The organism is Streptomyces sp. URMC 129 (genome assembly GCF_051386415.1).
GTDB lineage: Bacteria > Actinomycetota > Actinomycetes > Streptomycetales > Streptomycetaceae > Streptomyces.
The window spans coordinates 1-18628 of record NZ_JBPQTQ010000044.1 but is presented as its reverse complement, the minus strand read 5'-3'; the positions used below and the strand labels follow the sequence as shown (position 1 = coordinate 18628).

Below are 18628 nucleotides of genomic sequence, written 5' to 3'. Positions count from 1 at the left end.
GGTCGGCGCGGAACCACGGGTCGTCGGCGTCAGCGTCGGCGTCGGCGTCGGCGTGACGAGGGGATGGTCCGATGTCCTCCCGACGGCTCACCGCGGTCGGAATCCTGCTCGCCGGGGCCGTCCTGACCGGCGGCTGCGGCTCGTCCCTGCCGGACACGCCGCCCCGGCCGCCCGGCGCCGGGCTGTCCGGGGCTCCCGAGGACCCCGGGGTTCCCGGGGTTCCCGGGGAGCATTTCGCGGAGCTGGAGAGCGAGGGCGACGAGGAGCCGCCGTGCCCCACCGCGACCGCGTCGCGGGAGGAGACGGAGGCTCAGCCCCGCCCCTGCGCGTACGCCGTGCTCCCCGAGCCCGGCCCGTAGGGGTGGCGCGCTATCCGGTGAAGGCGGGCTGGGGCAGCCCCTGTCCCGCGTCCCGCAGGACCAGGACCGAGCCGGCCAGCGGCTCGACCGCCGGGTCGGTGCCGTTGGCGGCCGTGGTGACGAAGAGGTCGGTGAGGCCGGAGCCGCCGAACGCGCAGGCCGTGGGCCGGGACACCGGAAGCTCCACGGTGCGGTCGAGCTTCCCCTCCGGCGTGTAGCGGCGCACGGCGTGGCCGTCGAAGAACGCGACCCACACGCAGCCGTCCGCGTCCACGGTCAGCCCGTCCGGCGCGCCGGGCACGCCGTCGAGGTCGACCAGCGTCCTGCGGTCCACCGCTCCCCCGTCGTCCGTGACGGTGAAGACGTCCACGCGGTGGGTGGGGGTGTCGATGTAGTACATGGAGGTGCCGTCCGGGCTCCAGCCGAGGCCGTTGCTCACGGTGGCGTCGGGCACGACGGTCCGCGCGGTGCCGTCCGGGAAGACCCGGCTTAACGTTCCGCCGCCCGGCCGCTCGTCGTACCGCATGGTGCCCGCCCACAGTGTGCCGTCGGGGCCGACGGCGGCGTCGTTGCCCCGGCGGTCGGGAACGGTCTCGCGCCGCAGCCAGCGGAACGCGCCCTCCGCGTCGTACAGGCCGATGCCGTCCCTGAGGTTGACCACGAATCCCCCGGCCGCCCGCGGCTTGGCGGCTCCGACGTGCTGGATCGTCGCCAGGATGGCGCGCCGGCCCGTGGAGGTGTCGAGGAGATGCACCCGGGAGGACAGGATGTCGACCCAGATCAGCCGTCCCGCCTCCGCGTCCCAGGTCGGGCCCTCCCCGATCAGGGCCCGCTCCCGTACCGCGATCTCCAACCCGTGCGCCACGCTCTCCCCTTCTTCTCCGGCCCGGTCCCGGGCCGCCACGGGTCTCCCGTCGACCCGCGGTCTTTTCCATGGTCGTCAGCTCGTCCGGCGATGCCGACCCGGCGGCCGGACAGCCGCCGCGGGCATCGCGCACGGCCCGCGGCGAAGGTGAGGAAACCCGGCGTCAGGACGGGCACGTCCCCCTGGGCCGCCGGTCGCCCGACTCGTCGGTCGCGCTGTCGGCGTTCCCTGCCGGCACCCGCGCCGCTGAAACGTTCGGCATCCCGGCCGTGGCCGGGATGCCGAACACTACGCTAGTCAGCCCGCCGCACGGCAGGCAATGGCTGGGAGAACAGCGGCTGTCAGAGAGCGGCGCGGCCCTCGCTCTCCACGTCCGGTGCCGTGCCGTCCTGGTGGTGGTCGCCGACCGCGCGCAGCCTGCTGGTCACCGGCCCGGGCAGCCGGTCGCCCGCCCGCTCCGCGACCGCGCCCGCCGCCCAGGACGCCGCCTGCCGGCCCGACTGGGCCGCGGAGTCCACGGTGTTGCGGACGGCCGGGTTGCTCATCAGCTTCTCCGCCGTCGCGCGGAGCCGCTCGTACCGCTCGCGCCCGGCCCGCGCACCGAGTACGTAGCCCACCGCCACTCCGGAGATGAACATGAGCTTGCGCATGGGATGCTCCCCTTCTCGCTCTTTTTGTCGTTCTGCTGGCTCATAGCGCCGTCAGTAACCGGGTAGCCCGGATACTGATTTCGAAGCACCCCCTCACATGCGCTAATGTATGGCCCGCGGCTCGGTCACGCCCCCGGATGCGGGAAGCGGCCCCGGGCGGAGCGGTCCCCTGTAGCTCAATTGGCAGAGCAGCCGGCTGTTAACCGGCAGGTTACTGGTTCGAGTCCAGTCGGGGGAGCATCGGACGCGGCATCTGACGTCGAGAGCATGAGCAGCAGGCCCCTCCCCCTGACGGGGAGGGGCCTGCTGGTTCTCGGTCAGCTTCCGGTCCGGGACCGCCCCCGGCCACGCGCGACAGGTCGCGCCACCCCGCGGCAGCCGTCACCGCCGCGCGAACCGTCCTCCGGGCGTCAGCGACGACCGCGGCGACCGGGCCGAGCGCCGCGTCGACGGCGGGAGCCCCCCGGGGACGGTGACACACCCGCCAGGGCCACGGCGGCGGAGAAGTCCTCGCCGGAGGGGCGGAGGTCGTCCGTACCTCCGCGTTCCGTCCGCGCCGCTCGCCGGGCCGCCGAGGCGGTGCGCGGCGCAGGCCCCGGTGTCCTCCGGGGCGAACCGCGAGACGCGCGGCACCTCCGCCATCGGCCGGGTCAGCGCCGACGGGGCCGGAGGGAGCACGGCGTGGCCCATCGGGTAGGCCACCACCAGGTGCGTCACGGCTCCGCCGACACGCCGACGAACCGACGCGGCAGGCCAGTGCCGTGGACACCGCGTCCGGGCGGGGCGGCGAATCCGCCCCGGCCCGCGGCTCCCGGGGCTTCACACGCTGGTCCCGCCGCGCCGGCTGAACGAGTCCCTCCCGCCTGGTACGCGGCGATCAGGCCCCGGGCCTGCCCCTCCCCGGAGCCGCCCGACCCGCTTGTGCCGCCTCAGCGCCTGCCCGGCGCTTCGCCCCGGCACATCGGGTTGTCGTGCGGTCCACCCGGGGAGCATCACACGAAGGGCCCCGTCCGGGGCCCTTTCGTCCGTGCCGCGCATCTCTTCTCGAACACCGGGAACCGATCACCCCGTGCCGCAAGTCCCTGCCTGCGTACGACCGCCCCCGACCCGGGCGGCAGATCGTATGAGCAGCTATGCTGCGGCAGACGGCGCGCACAGGTGTGCGCGGCACGCCGTGACGGGGCGGTAGCTCAGCCGGTTAGAGCAACGGACTCATAATCCGTCGGCCGTGGGTTCGAGTCCCACCCGCCCCACCCAGCGCCTTCCTGGGCAGGCGCGCTCCGAGCCGCGGGCTCTCCGGCCGCTCCGCCCGTCCGTCGCGTGCCTGTCCGGTCGTGGGGTGAGCGGGACCGCGTGCGCGCGTCGCGGGGTGGCTCCTCCGGGGGGTGCGTGTGCGTGCCTGTCGCCGCCCCCGCGACGCCTGGCTCCGCGCCGCAGTTCGTCTTGATGTCCCCCGCGCACCCGGCCGGTGACGCGTCTCGCGTCGCGGGTTCTGTCCCCGGGACCCCTCCCGGAGGGTGCCGTCTATCGTCCCGCCGTCGCCTCCCGTGCGTCCCGGCGGTGCTCCGCCGCGGGGGCCGGGGAGGGGCATCCGGACGAGGAGGCAGGAAGGGCATGTCTGTGACGCGTAGCTCCGCACCCGGTTCCGCGCGGCGCCGTGGGCGGCTGCCGCTGGTGCTCGTCGCGCTCGCCGTGGTGCCGGTGGCGCTGCTGGTGCCGGGGGCGGCGCGGGCCGCCGGGGTGGAGGTCACCCCGGGCGCGGGTGCCGTCACCGCCAGCACCAGCGACGCGAACGTGCCGGCGAACGCCGTGGACGGCAGCCTCGGTACCCGGTGGTCGGGCAAGGGCGACGGTGCCTGGCTGCAGTTCGACCTCGGCTCGGCCGTGACCGTCAGCCAGGTGAAGCTCGCCGTGTACCAGGGCACCACCCGGCAGAACGTCTTCGAGCTGCAGTACTGGGACGGGTCGCGCTGGGTCACCGCGTACGACGGGAAGAGCAGCGGCAGCACGACGGGCCTGGAGACGTTCGCGTTGCCGGCCGTCCAGACCTCGAAGATCCGCTACCTGGGCCATGGTTACCTGGGCGAGGACGAGGTCGCGGGCGACTGGAACAGCCTCACCGAGGTCGAGATCTGGTCGGGCACCGGTAGCGGCGGTGGCGGTGGCGAGGTCCCGGCCGACGTGCTCGACCTGAGCGACTGGAAGGTGACGCTGCCCATCGGTGACGAGGAGGACCCGACCGAGATCTTCCAGCCCGAACTCGACGGCTACTCCCACGACCCCTTCTTCACGGTCACCGAGGCCGGTGACGCGGTGCGGTTCCGCGCGCCCGTCAACGGCGTCACCACCGGCGGCTCCGGCTATCCGCGGTCCGAACTGCGGGAGATGACCAGCGGCGGCGAGGACGAGATCGCCTGGTCCTCGACGTCCGGCACGCACACCATGACGGTCCGCGAGGCGTTCACCCACCTGCCCGAGGACAAGCCCCACCTCGTCGGCGCCCAGATCCACGGCGGCGACGACGACGTCACGGCGCTGCGCCTGGAGGGCTCGGAGCTCTGGATCACCGAGGGCGACACCACCCACCACCACCTGGTCACCGACGACTACGCGCTCGGCACGGTCGTCGAGCTCACGTACGTGGTGAGCGGCGGCGCGATCGAGGTGTACGTCAACGGCGAGCTGGAGACGACCCTCGACCACTCCGACTCCACCAACTACTTCAAGACCGGCGCGTACACCCAGGCAAACTGCGGCAACTCCTCCCCGTGCGACGACGACAACTACGGCGAGGTGGAGATCCACGCGCTGGACGTCACGCATGACGAGAACGAATAGGCGCGCGGGGGGAGTTGTGGGGGAACGGAACGGGCTCAGGGCGCGGTTCCTCGCCAACAGGGAGAAGGTCCGCTCATGGTTCGCCGGCTGGGAGTGCCCGGAGATCGAGTGGCCGGAGTTCCGCGAGGTCCCGCTCCCCTGGGTGGTGGCGCGAGGGGAGGAACAGCGGTGGCTGGAGCACCATGCCCCGTTCATGGACACCTACCTGTGGCTTCTTCAGGCCCGGTCCCCCCAGCGGGGCATCAGCCAGGTCCGGGCCTCCTGGTCGTTCGGCGCGGGGCACGCGTTCGACCGTCTGGAGATCGGGTTCAGGAGCTGGGCCGACCCGGACTACCTGGCCGAGAAGCTGGCACTGGGAGCGCACGCGGCGGCCCTCAGGGGCTGGCGGGAAGAAGACGTGCGTGAGCTGCACGCCTGGCTGTTCCAGGGGCTCGACAGCCGTCCGATGGGCGACGGGGTGCGGGGGCAGAAACGCATCGGGTTCGTCCTGTGCCACCTCGTGCGCGCGCCGGTGAGCCGGACCGAGATCGCCGCACGCCTGCGCGTGACGCTGACGGACACCGCTCTCGACGGCTCGCCGCTGGACGCGGAGGGCAGGACGCTGCCCGGGTGACCGGCGCGCCCGCCGGTCGGCAGGTGGCCGCGCCCGCGCGGGCGGCGGCGCCGCACGGCCTCACCCGGCCTTCACGTATGAGGCCGCCGGGTGGAGACGCAGCGTAAGGGGCTCCGTACTGTCCGCCGCACCCAGTAGGTTCGGTTCACGCGCGCGGCGGGGTGGCCGGCGCGTTCTGGGCTCGGGTGAGGGGGAACCTTGCGTTCCGGAGACGAGTTCGCCGGCCGGTACGTCCTGCGGGAGGTCATCGGCACCGGGCGGAGCGGGAATGTGTGGCTGGCCCACGACACGGTGCTGGGGCAGGACGTGGCGCTGAAACCGGCACGGATCGCGGGCGACCGCGACACCGCGGTGCGGCGGCTGCTGGGCGAGCCGCGCGCCGTGGCCAAGTTCCGCGACCACCCGTACGTCGTGACACTGTTCGACGTGGTGACCGTGCCGCCGGGCGGCGGCGCGGAGGAGACGTACTGGTTCGTCATGGAGCACGTGCCGGGCGGCGGCCTCGACGGCCGCCCGCCGGTCCCGCCCCGGCGGGCGGCCCGCATCGGCGCCGAGATCGCGGACGCGCTGGCGGCCCTGCACGCCGCGGGTATCGTCCACTGCGACGTCAAGCCCGCGAACGTCGGGCTCGGACGGCGTGGCACCGCGAAGCTGCTGGACTTCGGCGCCGCCTACCGGTTCGGCGGCACCGAGACCATCACGGCCAACGGCCCGTCCAGCTTCACCCCCGACTACGCCGCCCCGGAGCTGGTCCGGGGCAACGTTCCCGGGCCGGCCGCCGACGTGTTCGGCCTGGCCGCCACCCTCTACGCGCTGGTCACCGGCTCGCCGCCGCGCGGCGGCGAGCCGGGGCGGGACGACGATCCCGGGGCCGGAACGGAGGAGCCGGAGGAGGGCGACGCCGGGGAGGACCTGGAGCGGCTGCGGTACTGGGAGGCCGGGCAGGGCATCGTCGCGCTGGACGCCGACGCCGTGGGGCCCCTGTACCCCGTGCTGTGCGCCATGCTCCAGCGCGATCCGCGGAAACGCCCCGACGCCGCCGAGGCCGGGCGGCTGCTCGCGGCGATCGCCGAACCCCATCCGGAACCCCATGGATCCGGCTCCGGGTCCGGCTCCGGCTCCGGGGAACGCGCACGGCGCCGGCCGCCGCTCGCCGTCGCCGTGGGGGCCGGCGCCGGTCTGCTGGCCGTGGCCCTCGTCGTCGCGGTCGTCCTCGCGTTCCTCGGTGACGGCGGTGCCGGGCAGGGCGAGGTGGACGCCGCGGACGGCGAACCGCTGTCCCTGGTCGGTGATCCGCGGACCGCCGACCTCTGCGCCCTGGCCGACCCCGCCCCCCTCGGCGTGTTCGGGAACGCCGAACCGGACCCGGAATACGGGAACTTCGACCGGTGCGACGTGCTCGTCCGGATCGACGACGAGACGCGTATCGACGTGGAGGTCCGCCTCGAACCCGGCGTGCCGCCCGAATCGGCGCAACCCGCCAGGACCGTCGGGGACATCGGCGTCCTGGAGGGGCCGCAGGAGAGCGGCGAATGCCGGCGGCTGCTGTCGCCGCCCGGCGACGACGGCGACGGCCTCCTCGTCGCCGTCCGCGTCACCATGGGGGAAGGCTCGGTGGACGGCGGCACCGCGACGTTGTGCCATGTCGCGGACGTGGCCGCCCAGAGCGCGGCCGGGGTGCTGGACCAGGGCCCGATCCCCCGCCGTTCCCCGGCCTACCCGGACACCTCGCTGGCCTGGGTGGACGCCTGCGCCCTGCTCGACGCCCAGGCCCTGTCCGCCGTGCCCGGCCTGGCGGGCGACGAGCCGGAGGTCGGCGTCGCGAACTGGGACTGCGAGTGGTCCAGCGACGTGGACGGCCTGGAGGCCGAGGTGGGCTTCCACCGCGACCAGCCCCTGACGGACGCCGATCTCGCACGCGTCCGGCTCGGCGGCTACGACGCGTTCGTCGAGGAGGAGGGCAACGGCGAGGAGACCTGCACGGTCTTCGTGGAATACCGCGCGTACGGCGGCCGGGACACCCGCCCCGCCGTCGAGATGGTGCGCCTGTACGTCGGGGGGCGGCGGCCGATGGACGAGCTGTGCGCGATGGCCACCGACCTCGCCGCCTCCGCCGCCGCCCGGCTGCCCGCCCCCTGACGGCCGGGAGGGGTCCCGGGACCGGGCCGCACACTGGGTCCCACCCCCTGCCGACAGCCGACGAGCCGATGGAGAACGGTGATGAGCGCACTCCGCCCGCACAGCCTGGCCCGCCTCCACGAAGGTGACCGGCCGCGGCAGCCCGGCACCCTCCAGGCCCGCTCGCTGACCGGCGGCATCCAGGTGGTCCCGGAACCCGGCCGCGTCGTCCGCTTCGGCCGCGCCCCCCGGCCCGACACCCATCTGCAGGTCGGCGGCGACGACATCCGGGTCAGCCGCCGCCACGGCGAGCTGGTGTTCCGCGACCGGAGCTGGTGGCTGCGCAACACCGGACAGCAGCTCCTGCGCCTGCCGCAGGGCAGGCTCGTCCACGCCACCACCGAGCCGATCCCCCTCACCGTCGGGTACACCCCGGTGTTCGTGCGGGGCTCCGGCTACCGCGAGCACCTGGTCGAGCTGTACGTCACCGACTACGACGACCACGGCCCGGGCACCAGGGAGACGGCCCCCACCGTGCCGCCGCGGCGGTGGCCGCTCGACGACGACGAACGGCTGGTCCTCATCGTGCTCGGCCAGGAGTACCTGCGCTACACCCCGGAGCCGCGCCCGCTGGTCTACCGGCGGGCGGTGGCCCAGCTCCAGGCCCTGCGGCCCGAGTACGGCTGGACCAAGCGCAGGATCGAGGAACGCGTCACGGCCGTCCGCAGACGGCTGCACCAGAGCGGCCTGGTGCAGGGCAGACTGATGCGCGACGAGGACGACACCACGTGCGACGCCACCCTGATGCACAACCTGCTGCGGGAACTCGTCGACAGCACCACGCTCGTCCCCCCGGACCTCGCCGAGCTGGACCGCGACCTCGACGACGACTGAGCACCGGAGCCGCTCCCACCCGGTCCGGGCCCGGGAGGGGTCCCGGTGCCGGACGGATAGCGTCGCGGGGTCTGCTCCGGAGGTGGTGATGGTGTCGGTGCGCGGGTTCGCGCGGGGCGTGGTCGTGGCGGGGATCGCCGTGGCGTTGTCCGGATGTTCCGGAACCGCTCCGCCCGGGGACGGGGCCGCGCCGGAGTCCCCGGCCGCGCCGCCGTCCTCGGCGGGCGTGTACGCGTATCTCCGGGTCGAGTTCGGTGACGACTGGGCGGAGACGGCGAGCGAACTGGTCGTCATGGACGGCGCCGAGGAGATCGGCCGCAGCGAGCCCCTCTTCCTGGCCACCCGCCCGGTGTTCACCGCTGACGGCCGGTACGCGTTCACCATGCCGTCCCTCCTCGACGAGATCGTCGTGGTCTCGGCCGACAGCGGCGAGACCAGGTCCGTGCCGTGCGAGGGGTGCGGCGACCGGCAGGCCGACTGCGACTGTCAGTTCGTCGCGCCCATCGGTGGCAGCCGGATCGCCTGGCTGGACGGCGACCATCGTCTGGTGGTCACGGACCTCGCCGACGCGTCGCCCGCACCCAGGCAGACGGACATCACGCTGCGCACCGAGGACGGCTTCCTGGACGAGCGGGTGAGCCCGAGCCTGATCGCCGGTACCGACGGCGCCGCGCTCGCAGCGTATCCCCACGGCTCCCTGCCGGGCGACGACCTGATGCCGGCGTACCTGGTGACGCTCGACGGCGAGCCCCGCCGCCTGGAGACGGGCCGGCCGGACTCCATCGAGGAGGCCGCCTTCAGCCCCGACGGCACCCGGGTGGCGCTGACGGGCAGCCAGGAGTACGCCTGCGCCACGGTGACCGTGGTCGACGTCGCGTCCGGCAGGGGCGAGACGGCCCCGGTGAGCGCCGAGCCGGGCACCACGTGCGACGCGAAGGACGTGTACATCGACAGCCTGTGGTGGGACCGGGACGGCGGCCTGAACGTGACCTGCGAGGCCGACGACGAGAACGCCACGGCCGCGGACGGTCAGCGCCGGCTCGAAGGCGGTCGTTGGGTGGACGCCGGCACCGCTCCGGCCGGTGAGGTGCGCCGGCTGGACGACGGCACGGCGACGATCGAGGGCGACGGACCCGGGACCCTCGTCGTCGAGAGCGACGGCGAACGCGCCGAGATCGACACCGACGTCCGCTACGTGACCGCCGCGCCGTAGCCGGTGGCGGCCCGTGGCCCGTGCCGGTCGCCCGCCGGCCCGGGGGCCGCCGCCCGCCCGGCCGCTTCGGGCGGGGCGTCGGTGAGGCCCAGGCGGAGGTGCTCGACGTGGTACAGCGCCTGGTCGAGCAGGGCGGCGACGTGGCTGTCGTACAGGGCGTAGACGACGGAACGGCCCTGGCGGGTGCCGGTGACTAGGCCGAGGGTGCGCAGGACGCGGAGTTGGTGGGAGCAGGCGGACTGCTCCATGCCGACGGCGGCGGCGAGTTCGGTGGCGGCGCACGGCCCTTCGCGGAGCCGGGCCAGGATCAGCAGCCGCGAGGGGGTGGCGAGGGCCTGGAGCGTCTCGGCGACCTTCGGCGCGTTCCGCGCGGTCAGCCGGGTGCGCGGAACGGCGCTGTCGCGCTCGGGGGGGTTCGCTCCGTGGCCCATGACGTCATCCTACGGAAACGAACACATGAATGGCTGTTCAAGTGTTCCTGTAAGGTGACCGTGGTCCGCGTCCGCACCGCACCGCACCGCACCGGAGGCTTCCGCGATGACGTCCACCCTCACCGCCCCCGCGCCGCCGGGGCACCGGACGGCCGGTGCGCCGCCACGGCGGCGCACCCGGGCCCTGGCGCTGCCCGAGGCCCGCTGGGCGTGCGCCGCCCTGGCCCTGTTCCTGTGCGCGCTGCCGCTGAACCTGCTGGGCGCCCCCGCGTGGACCTGGGGCCCGCTGTTCGCCGCCGTGTACGTGACCGGCGGCTGGGAGCCGGGCTGGGAGGGCCTCAAGGCTCTGCGGGAGAAGACCCTCGACGTGGATCTGCTGATGGTCGTCGCCGCCCTCGGCGCCGCGACGATCGGTCAGGTGCTGGACGGGGCGCTGCTGATCGTCATCTTCGCCACCTCCGGCGCCCTGGAGGCCGTCGCCACCGCGCGCACCGCGGACTCGGTGCGCGGGCTGCTCGATCTCGCGCCGCGCACCGCGACCCGGCTGCTGCCCGGCGGCGGCGAGGAGGCCGTCCCGGCCGAGGACCTGGCGGTCGGGGACGTCATCCTGGTCCGCCCGGGGGAACGGGTCGGCGCCGACGGGGTGGTGCTGGCCGGGGAGAGCGAGGTGGACCAGGCGACCATCACCGGCGAGCCGCTGCCGGTGGCCAAGCAGGCGGGCGACGGGGTGTTCGCGGGGACCGTGAACGGCACCGGCGCCCTGCGGGTGCGGGTGGAGCGGGATCCGTCGGACTCGGTGATCGCCCGGATCGTGACGATGGTCGAGGAGGCCTCCACCACCAAGGCCCCGACCCAGCTCTTCATCGAGAGGATCGAGCAGCGCTACTCCATCGGCATGGTGGTCGCGACGCTGCTGGTCTTCGCCGTCCCGCTCGCGTTCGGTTCCGACCTCCGGCCGGCGCTGCTGCGCGCGATGACGTTCATGATCGTCGCCTCGCCGTGCGCGGTGGTGCTGTCCACGATGCCGCCGCTGCTGTCGGCCATCGCCAACGCGGGACGCCACGGCGTGCTGGCCAAGTCCGCCCTGGTCATGGAACGTCTCGGGCAGGTGGACACCGTGGCGCTGGACAAGACGGGCACCCTCACCGAGGGCACCCCGCGCGTCACCGACCTCCGCCCGCTGCCCGGCACCGGGCTGACCGAGGAGGCGCTGCTGGCGCTGGCGGCGTCGGCCGAGCACCCCAGTGAGCACCCGCTGGCGCGCGCCGTGGTCGACGCGGCCCGCGCACGCCGCCTCACCCTCACCGAGGCGGCCGGATTCACCTCCGCCCCCGGCCGGGGCGTGACGGCCACGGTCGACGGGCACACCGTGCGGGTCGGCTCCCCGGCCCGGCTGCTGCCCGCGGGCGCCGCCACCGTGCGCGCCGTGGTGCGGGAGCTGGAGGACGCCGGCCGGACCGCGGTCGTGGTGCTGCGCGACGGGACCCCGGCCGGGGTGCTGGGCATCGCCGACCGGCCGCGCCCGGACGCCGCCACCACGGTCGCCGCGCTCGCCGGGCTGACCGGACGCCCCCCGGCACTGCTGACCGGTGACAACGAGCGCGCCGCGCGGCACCTGGCCGCCGAGACCGGGATCACCGACGTCCGCGCCGGGCTCCTCCCGCAGGACAAGGTGACCGCCGTCCGGCAGTGGGAGGCGGAGGGCCGCACCGTGCTGGTCGTCGGTGACGGCGTCAACGACGCCCCCGCGCTGGCCGCCGCGCACTGCGGCATCGCGATGGGCCGAGCCGGTTCCGACCTCGCCCTGGAGACCGCCGACGCGGTCGTGGTCCGCGACGAACTCGCCGCCGTTCCCGCCGTCGTCGCGCTGTCCCGGACAGCGCGGCGCCTGGTCGTCCAGAACCTGGTCATCGCGGGCGTGTTCATCGCCGTCCTGGTGGCCTGGGACCTCATCGGGACCCTGCCGCTGCCGCTCGGTGTCGCCGGACACGAGGGCTCCACCGTCATCGTCGGCCTCAACGGCCTGCGTCTGCTGCGGGAATCCGCCTGGCGCGCCCCCCGGCCCGGGGACACCGCCACCGCCTGACCGCCGCGCCGCCGGGCGCTGCCGCGCGCGCACCGGGCGCCGCCGCCGCCCGGTGCGCCCGTCTTCGGGGCCCGCGTCCGGGTTTCGGCCGAAGCGCCCTCGACACAGTGTGGGCACGCGACCGCTACGAGTGTGGCGAGCGGAAAGAAAACCGGTCGGGGTTTGAAGGAGGCCACGCCGCCTCGCTATGGTCGGGCGTCGAACCTTCGCGCGGCAGTCCACCCATCCGGGGTGGCCGTGAGGTACCGCCGGTTCCGTGGCAGTCCGGGCGGAGCGGCGGCCGAGGAAAAAGGAGTTCGCTCCCGTGGCGTCCCACCGTCGTCCCAAGTCGCCGAGCAGGGCCCGTGTGACCATCTTCGGTGCCACCGCAGCCGCCACCGTCGCGCTCACCTCGCAGTCCGCCCAGGCCGATCCCGACCCCACCGTCGACGAGGTCCGGGAAGAGGTGGACCGGCTCTACGAGGAGGCGGAGGCGGTCACCGAGGAGTACAACGGCGCGCAGGAGCAGGCGGACCAACTCCAGGCCGAGGTCGAGGAGTTGCAGGAGTCGGCGGCGCGGGGCCAGGAGGAGCTGAACGAGCTGCGCGCGAGCGTGGGCGCGGTGGCGTCGGCGCAGTACCGCAACGGCGGCATCGACCCGTCGCTCCAGCTCTTCCTGTCGGCGGATCCGGACGCGTATCTGGACCAGGCGTCCACGCTGGACCAGGTGAGCGGCAAACAGGCGGAGACGCTGCGGCTGATCGAGGACCGGCAGCGCGGTCTGGACCAGCAGCGCCAGGAGGCCACCGACAAGCTGGCCGAGCTGGAGGAGTTGCGCGCCCGGCTCGACGAGCAGAAGGAAACGATCCAGGGCAAGCTCAACGAGGCCCAGTCGCTGCTGAACCAGCTCACCGCCGAGGAGCAGGCCAGGCTGGAGGCCGAGGAGGCGGCGGCGGCCGAACGGGCCGCCGAGGCGGCGCGCGCCGACCGGTCCGATGTCCGGGGCGACTTCGTGGACCTGCCCGGCTCCTCGCGCGGCGAGGCCGCGCTGAGCGCCGCCGCGAGCAAGCTCGGCTCCCCCTACGTCTGGGGCGCCACCGGCCCCAGCGCCTTCGACTGCTCGGGGCTCACCTCCTGGGCGTTCAGCCAGGCCGGGGTGTCGCTGCCCCGCACCTCCCAGGCCCAGGCCGGCGTCGGCACCCGGGTGGGCATGAACGAACTCGCCCCGGGCGACCTGGTGTTCTTCTACAGCGACCTGCACCACGTGGGCATCTACGCCGGTAACGGCCAGATCATCCACGCCCCGCGGCCCGGCTCCTCGGTGGAGTACCTCTCCATCAACGCCATGCCGTTCCAGTTCGGCACGCGCGTCGGCTGACCCGCCCGGCACCGGCTCCCGGGGCGCCGCCCCTCAGCCGTCCAGCGCCCGCACGAGGACGCCCAGCGAGCGCACCACGCCCGCCCGTTCGCCTTCGGGAATCGACGCGAGCAGTCGGCCGAAACGCTCCCGGCGCGCCGTCGCCAGCTCCCCCGCGGCCCGCTGCCCTGCGGGCGTGAGCCGCACCAGCACGCCCCGTCCGTCGGCGTGTGCCGAGGACCGCTCCACCCAACCGCGGGCGGCGAGCTGCCCGACCAGCCGGCTCACCGTGCTCTTCACCAGCCGCAGCCTGCGGGCCAGTTCGGCCTGCCGCAGCTCGCCCTCCCGGGCCAGCTCGGTCAGGGCGTGGGCCTCGGAGACCGGGACCGGCCGGCCACTCGGGGTCACCTCCGGCTGGTGCATCCCGAAGGCGCGGATGAAACTTCCCAGCGCCTCCTGGAACACGGCCGGGTCGTCGGCCACGCGATCCCTCGACATGGTTCGATCGTACAACCATTCACATCTGTTCCCGACTGCGGATCCGGTGCGCGCCGGGGCCGTCGCACCCGGCCGCGCTGCCGCCAAACCCCTTGGCAGCGCGGCAAGTTGAGTTCTCCGCGCGTTTACCGGGCGGCGTTTCCCGGTAGGGGAGAGTTCCCTTGTCCGATCCTTATCGGCGCGCTGCCCCGCTCCTACGCTCCACGGTGTCCAACTTCAGGAGAGCAGGAGAGTGGCCATGGAACGCCGTAACGTACTTCGTGCCGCCGCCATCGGAGCGGGTGCCGCCGCGTTTTCCGGGTCCCTGTGGCGGCAGGCCGCCGCATACCCGGCGCTGCCGGGGACCAGCCCCTACGGGGCGCTGCGGACCGCCGACGCCAACGGGATCATGCTGCCGTCCGGGTTCACCAGCAGAGTCATAGCCCGCTCCGGGCAGACCGTCCCGGGCACCGGTTACACCTGGCACCCGGCGCCCGACGGCGGCGCGTGCTTCGCGGACGGCACGGGGTGGATCTACGTGTCCAACGCCGAGGTGAGCAGCAGCAGCGGCGGCGGCGCCAGCGCGGTCAAGTTCAACAGCTCCGGCTCGGTCACCGGCGCCTACCGCATCCTGTCCGGCACCAACCGCAACTGCGCGGGCGGCTCCACCCCGTGGAACACCTGGCTGTCGTGCGAGGAGGTCGCCGGCGGTTACGTCTACGAGACCGACCCGTGGGGCGTGAAGGCGTCGGTGCGGCGTGCCTCGATGGGCCGGTTCAACCACGAGGCCGCGGCGGCCGACCCGGTGCGCAAGGTCATCTACCTGACCGAGGACGAGTCGGACGGCTGCTTCTACCGCTTCGTCCCCACGACGTGGGGCGACCTGTCGTCCGGGACGCTGCAGGTGCTGCGCGAGGTGTCGGGCACGCTGTCCTGGGTGAACGTGCCGGACCCCGACGGCAGCCCCACGCCGACCCGTGACCAGGTGTCCAACGCCAAGCTGTTCAACGGCGGCGAGGGCTGCTACTACCGCAACAACATCTGCTACTTCACGACCAAGGGCGACAACCGGGTGTGGGCGTACAACGCCTCCACCAACACCATCGCGGTCGTCTACGACGACAACGTCTCCGGCGCCCCGCTGACCGGCGTGGACAACATCACCGCCGCCTCCGTGGGCGACCTCTATGTGGCCGAGGACGGCGGCAACATGGAGATCTGCATCATCACCCCGGACGATGTCGTCGCCCCCTTCCTGCGGGTGACCGGTCAGTCCTCGTCCGAGATCACCGGCCCGGCGTTCAACCCGGCCGGCAACCGGATGTACTTCTCCTCCCAGCGCGGCACCTCCGGCTCCAGCAGCGGCGGCATCACGTACGAGATCACCGGCCCGTTCCGCACCTCCCTGTAAGGCAACGGGACTTCCTCTCTCGCCCCCCGCGACGCCCGCGGCGGCACGGCCGGTTCACTTCACGGCACCGGCCGTGACGCCGCGGGTCAGGGTGCGCTGGAAGAGCAGGAAGAAGACGATCATCGGGACGACGCCGAGCAGCGCGGCGGCGCTCAGCGCGGTCGGCTCACTGGTGTACTGGCCGCGCATCACGGCCAGCCCGAGGGGGACGGTCTGGTTGTCGTTGGAGATCAGCAGGACCAGTGGTGTGAGGAACTCGTTCCAGGACCAGACGAAGAAGAAGACGCACATCACGGAGAGCGTGGGCCAGCTCATCGGCAGGACGATGCGCCACAGCACGGTCCAGCGGCTCGCCCCGTCCAGGGACGCGGCCTCCAGCAACTCGCGGGGGAATCCGGCGTAGACGGAGGACAGCAGATAGGTGCCGAACGCGCTGTAGAGCACTCCGACCAGGATCGTGTAGCCGATCTTCGTGTCGTAGAGGCCCATTTCCTTGAACAGGTAATAGACGGGGTAGATCATGCCCTCCTGCGGCAGCACGTTGACCGCGAGGAAGAAGATCAGGAAGGCGTTGCGCCACCGGACGCGGCCGATGCCGATCGCGTAGGCGTTGAACAGGGCGATCACGACGGCGATCACGACGACGCCGAGGCTGATCTGGACGCTGTTGACCAGCTTCTGGGTGAAGTCGGTGCGTTCCCAGACCTCGCCGAGGATGTCCCAGTTGAACTCCTCGGGCCAGGAGAGCGGCCCGTTGGAGCGGAAGTCGGCCGAGGTCTTGAAGGAGTTGATCAGGATGATCGCGAACGGCGCGAGGAAGGCGAGCACGAACGCGCTCACGCCCGCGACGACGGCATAGGACAGCGGCGTTCTGCGGCCGGACTTCCGGGGTGCGGTGGTGGTCATGCGGGTCAGATCCCCCGGTCTTCGCTGTTCTGGCGGAAGAGGAATACGGCCGCGATGATCAGGACCATCACCGTCATCACGGTCGAGATGGCGGAGCCGTAGCCGACCTGCGCCTTCTCGAAGAAGTTCTGGTAGGCGAAGTAGGAGGGCACCAGCGTGGCGTCCCCCGGTCCGCCGCCGGTGAGCACGTAGATCTGCGCGAAGACCTTCAGCGCGGCGATGGTCGTGGTCACCAGCACCACATACAGCTCGGGGCGCAGCAGCGGGACCGTGATGCGCAGGAAGCGCTGCGGCCACGACGCGCCGTCGAGGTCGGCCGCCTCGTACAGCTCGGGGTCGATCCGCTGGAGACCGGCCAGGAACAGGACGAGGGGGTAGCCCAGTTGCATCCAGACCAGGACGGCGAGCACGCTCCACAGCGCCAGGTCGGGGTCGCCGAGCCAGTTCTCGGCCAGGCCGTCGAGGCCGACGGTCTCCAGGAGGTCGTTGACGGCGCCGTTGGGGGCGAGGATCCAGCCCCACATCAGGCCGGTGACGGCGACCGGGATGACCTGCGGCAGGTACAGGCCCGAACGCAGCCCGCTGACGAGGGCGTCACCGTGCCGCTTCCCGATGTAGTCGAAGAGCACGGCGGAGAGCAGCAGGCCGAGGGCCGTGGGCACCAGGGCCATGCCGACGATGATGAAGGCGATGTTCTTGAACGAGGCCCAGAAGGCGTCGTCCTCCATCAGCCGTGTGTAGTTGTCGAATCCGGTCCACTCGGCGCCGCCGATGCCCTGCCAGCGGGTGAAGCTGTACCCGATGGTCATGATCAGGGGGACCACCAGGAACAGCAGGCAGAGCACCATTCCCGGCGCCAGATAGATCCCGTAGCCCACCGACCGCGGGGATATGTTCCGCTTCACCATCACTCCTTGCGGCGAGGACGGCGGCCGGCGGGGTTTTCGGCCGCCGTCCTCGGTCTGTGTCGTCGCGTGCCCGTGCCCGTGCCGGTGCCCGGGATCGCTTCCTTGCTCGTGCCGGGGCCTCAGCCGAGGGACGAGGCGTATTCCTCGTACGGGGCGGCGAGTTCGTCCAGAACGTCGTCGGGTGAGGCGCCGTTCATCAGGTTCTGGACGGACGCGACGAAGGTGTCGTAGTAGCCGGGGACGGGCCAGTCCGGGTACAGCGCCAGGCCGTTGTTCTCCTGGAGTTCCTGGAAGCCGGTCACGACGCCGCGGGCCCGCTCGTCCTCGATCTCCTGGGCGTCCACCGAGACGGGGATGTTCCCCTCGTTGCCGATCAGGGCCTGGATTTCCGGCGACATGGTGATCTCGATGAAGTCGTAGGCCAGTTCCTTGTTCTGCGAGCGCTCGGGAACGACCCACAGGTTGCCGGCGGAGCCGAGGGTCATCTCGCTGCCCGGGTAGGGGACGGCGCCCCACGTGAAGTCCTGGATGTCGTTGACGAATCCGCCGTACCACCAGTTGCCGCCGACCAGGATGGGGTTCTCGCCGGAGACGAAGTTCTCGGTCATGTCGGTGCCGACGAGGCCGACGGACTCCCGGTCGAAGTAGCCGCGGTCCAGCCAGTCGGCGTAGGTCTCGGCGGCGTACGTCCACTGCTCGTCGTGGAAGTCGACGTCGCCCTCGAAGAACTGGTAATCGCGGACCCACTGTTCGTCGGCCTGGGAGAGGGCGAGCAGGTACAGCCAGTGCTCGGCCGGGTGGTCGTTGCCCGCGTTGGCGATCGGGGTGACTCCGGCGTCGACGAACTCCTGGAGGGCCGCCTCGAAGCTCGCCGCGTCCGTGGGGACCTCAATGCCGTACTCGTCGAACATGTCCTGGTTGTAGTACATCAGGACGTATTCGCCGTAGTTGGGAACGCCGTACCAGGTGTCACCGCCCATGTGGCCGTGCTCGTCGTAGCGGGCGGCGGCGGAGAGGTTCTCACCGATCAGGTCCGTCCAGCCGCGCTCCTGGGCGACCTGGGTCAGGTCCGTGAGGAGCCCCTGGGAGGAGAGCAGGCCGGCCGTGGCGTTGCCCTTGTTGTACTCCATGATGTCGGGCGCCTCGTCGGAGTTGAGGATCATGCCCGACGTCTGCTGGATCTGGTCGAACGTCTTCTGCTCGAACTCGACCGTCACGCCCGGGTGGGTGCGCTCGAACTCCTCGATCGCGGCGTCCCAGGCGACGCCGAGCGCGCCCTCCGGGTCCTCGTAGTGCCAGAGCCTGAGGGTCTGCCCGTCGCCGGACCCGGCGTCGGATCCGCCGCATCCGGTGGCGACCAGCGTCAGCGCCACGGCGACCGCGCTCAGCGCCAGACGGCCGGTTCTCCCTGTGTGTCTCATGGTTGTGCCTCTCTTCACTGCTCTGTGAAAGCCGCGCTCAGCTCAGGCGAGGCGGCGGCGGAGGACCCGGGCTTCCCAGGGGCCGAGGGTGGTGGGGTGGTG

General features: G+C 72.8%; 16 protein-coding genes and 2 tRNA genes. 11 read left to right on the top strand and 7 right to left on the bottom strand.

Going from position 1 to position 18628, the window contains the following annotated elements; translation table 11 throughout:
* The first annotated feature begins 71 nt into the window (after positions 1–71).
* Positions 72–359: a hypothetical protein gene (locus ACSNOC_RS11815; RefSeq protein ID WP_436747308.1), complete on the top strand. Its 288-nt coding sequence runs from the start codon at positions 72–74 to the stop codon at positions 357–359.
* Between the two features lie 10 nt (positions 360–369).
* Here the strand turns inward: ACSNOC_RS11815 and ACSNOC_RS11810 are convergent, their stop codons facing one another.
* Together ACSNOC_RS11810 and ACSNOC_RS11805 are read right to left on the bottom strand one after the other, a co-directional pair.
* Positions 370–1224, bottom strand: a complete 855-nt coding sequence (locus ACSNOC_RS11810) for an SMP-30/gluconolactonase/LRE family protein (protein ID WP_436747307.1) — start codon at positions 1222–1224, stop codon at positions 370–372.
* Between the two features lie 341 nt (positions 1225–1565).
* Positions 1566–1874, bottom strand: coding sequence for a hypothetical protein (locus ACSNOC_RS11805; protein WP_436747306.1), 309 nt, complete (start codon positions 1872–1874; stop codon positions 1566–1568).
* Between the two features lie 165 nt (positions 1875–2039).
* Here ACSNOC_RS11805 and ACSNOC_RS11800 point away from each other — a divergent pair.
* The 7 genes from ACSNOC_RS11800 to ACSNOC_RS11770 all read left to right on the top strand — a co-directional run bounded on the left by ACSNOC_RS11800 (position 2040) and on the right by ACSNOC_RS11770 (position 9550).
* Positions 2040–2112 (top strand) — tRNA-Asn (locus tag ACSNOC_RS11800).
* A gap of 941 nt (positions 2113–3053) precedes the next feature.
* Positions 3054–3127: transfer RNA gene (locus ACSNOC_RS11795), tRNA-Ile, on the top strand.
* A gap of 361 nt (positions 3128–3488) precedes the next feature.
* Positions 3489–4712, top strand: coding sequence for a polysaccharide lyase family 7 protein (locus tag ACSNOC_RS11790; protein ID WP_436747305.1), 1224 nt, complete (start codon positions 3489–3491; stop codon positions 4710–4712).
* Between the two features lie 16 nt (positions 4713–4728).
* Complete coding sequence (locus ACSNOC_RS11785; RefSeq protein ID WP_436747304.1) at positions 4729–5325, top strand: hypothetical protein; 597 nt, start codon at positions 4729–4731, stop codon at positions 5323–5325.
* A gap of 198 nt (positions 5326–5523) precedes the next feature.
* Positions 5524–7464, top strand: coding sequence for a serine/threonine-protein kinase (locus ACSNOC_RS11780; RefSeq protein WP_436747303.1), 1941 nt, complete (start codon positions 5524–5526; stop codon positions 7462–7464).
* Positions 7465–7545: 81 nt separating this feature from the next.
* Complete coding sequence (locus tag ACSNOC_RS11775) at positions 7546–8337, top strand: FHA domain-containing protein (RefSeq protein WP_436747302.1); 792 nt, start codon at positions 7546–7548, stop codon at positions 8335–8337.
* An 88-nt stretch (positions 8338–8425) separates the two neighbouring features.
* A complete protein-coding gene (locus tag ACSNOC_RS11770) occupies positions 8426–9550 on the top strand; it encodes a hypothetical protein (RefSeq protein WP_436747301.1) in 1125 nt (374 codons plus the stop codon).
* On the opposite strand, the gene ACSNOC_RS11765 is transcribed toward ACSNOC_RS11770, so the two are convergent.
* A complete protein-coding gene (locus ACSNOC_RS11765) occupies positions 9529–9981 on the bottom strand; it encodes an ArsR/SmtB family transcription factor (protein WP_436747300.1) in 453 nt (150 codons plus the stop codon). The genes ACSNOC_RS11770 and ACSNOC_RS11765 overlap by 22 nt on opposite strands.
* Positions 9982–10087: 106 nt before the next feature.
* On the opposite strand from ACSNOC_RS11765, the gene ACSNOC_RS11760 reads away from it, so the two are divergent.
* Positions 10088–12067, top strand: a complete 1980-nt coding sequence (locus ACSNOC_RS11760; RefSeq protein WP_436747299.1) for a heavy metal translocating P-type ATPase — start codon at positions 10088–10090, stop codon at positions 12065–12067.
* 304 nt (positions 12068–12371) lie between these two features.
* Positions 12372–13424 (top strand): NlpC/P60 family protein, encoded by a 1053-nt coding sequence (locus ACSNOC_RS11755; RefSeq protein WP_436747298.1) that lies wholly within the window; start codon positions 12372–12374, stop codon positions 13422–13424.
* 33 nt (positions 13425–13457) lie between these two features.
* Here the strand turns inward: ACSNOC_RS11755 and ACSNOC_RS11750 are convergent, their stop codons facing one another.
* Positions 13458–13901 carry a MarR family winged helix-turn-helix transcriptional regulator gene (locus ACSNOC_RS11750; protein ID WP_436747297.1) on the bottom strand — a complete coding sequence of 148 codons (444 nt, stop codon included), beginning with the start codon at positions 13899–13901 and terminating at the stop codon, positions 13458–13460.
* 238 nt (positions 13902–14139) lie between these two features.
* Here ACSNOC_RS11750 and ACSNOC_RS11745 point away from each other — a divergent pair, with 238 nt between their 5' ends.
* The gene (locus ACSNOC_RS11745) at positions 14140–15291 is read left to right on the top strand and encodes an alkaline phosphatase PhoX (protein WP_436747296.1); all 1152 of its coding nucleotides are present in this window, start codon (positions 14140–14142) and stop codon (positions 15289–15291) included.
* A 54-nt stretch (positions 15292–15345) separates the two neighbouring features.
* Here ACSNOC_RS11745 and ACSNOC_RS11740 read toward each other — a convergent pair whose 3' ends face one another.
* The 3 genes from ACSNOC_RS11740 to ACSNOC_RS11730 form a co-directional block, all read right to left on the bottom strand.
* A complete protein-coding gene (locus ACSNOC_RS11740; RefSeq protein ID WP_436747295.1) occupies positions 15346–16197 on the bottom strand; it encodes a carbohydrate ABC transporter permease in 852 nt (283 codons plus the stop codon).
* Positions 16198–16202: 5 nt separating this feature from the next.
* Positions 16203–17105, bottom strand: a complete 903-nt coding sequence (locus ACSNOC_RS11735) for a carbohydrate ABC transporter permease (protein WP_436747294.1) — start codon at positions 17103–17105, stop codon at positions 16203–16205.
* 119 nt (positions 17106–17224) lie between these two features.
* A complete protein-coding gene (locus ACSNOC_RS11730) occupies positions 17225–18526 on the bottom strand; it encodes an ABC transporter substrate-binding protein (RefSeq protein WP_436747293.1) in 1302 nt (433 codons plus the stop codon).
* Positions 18527–18628 lie beyond the last annotated feature (102 nt).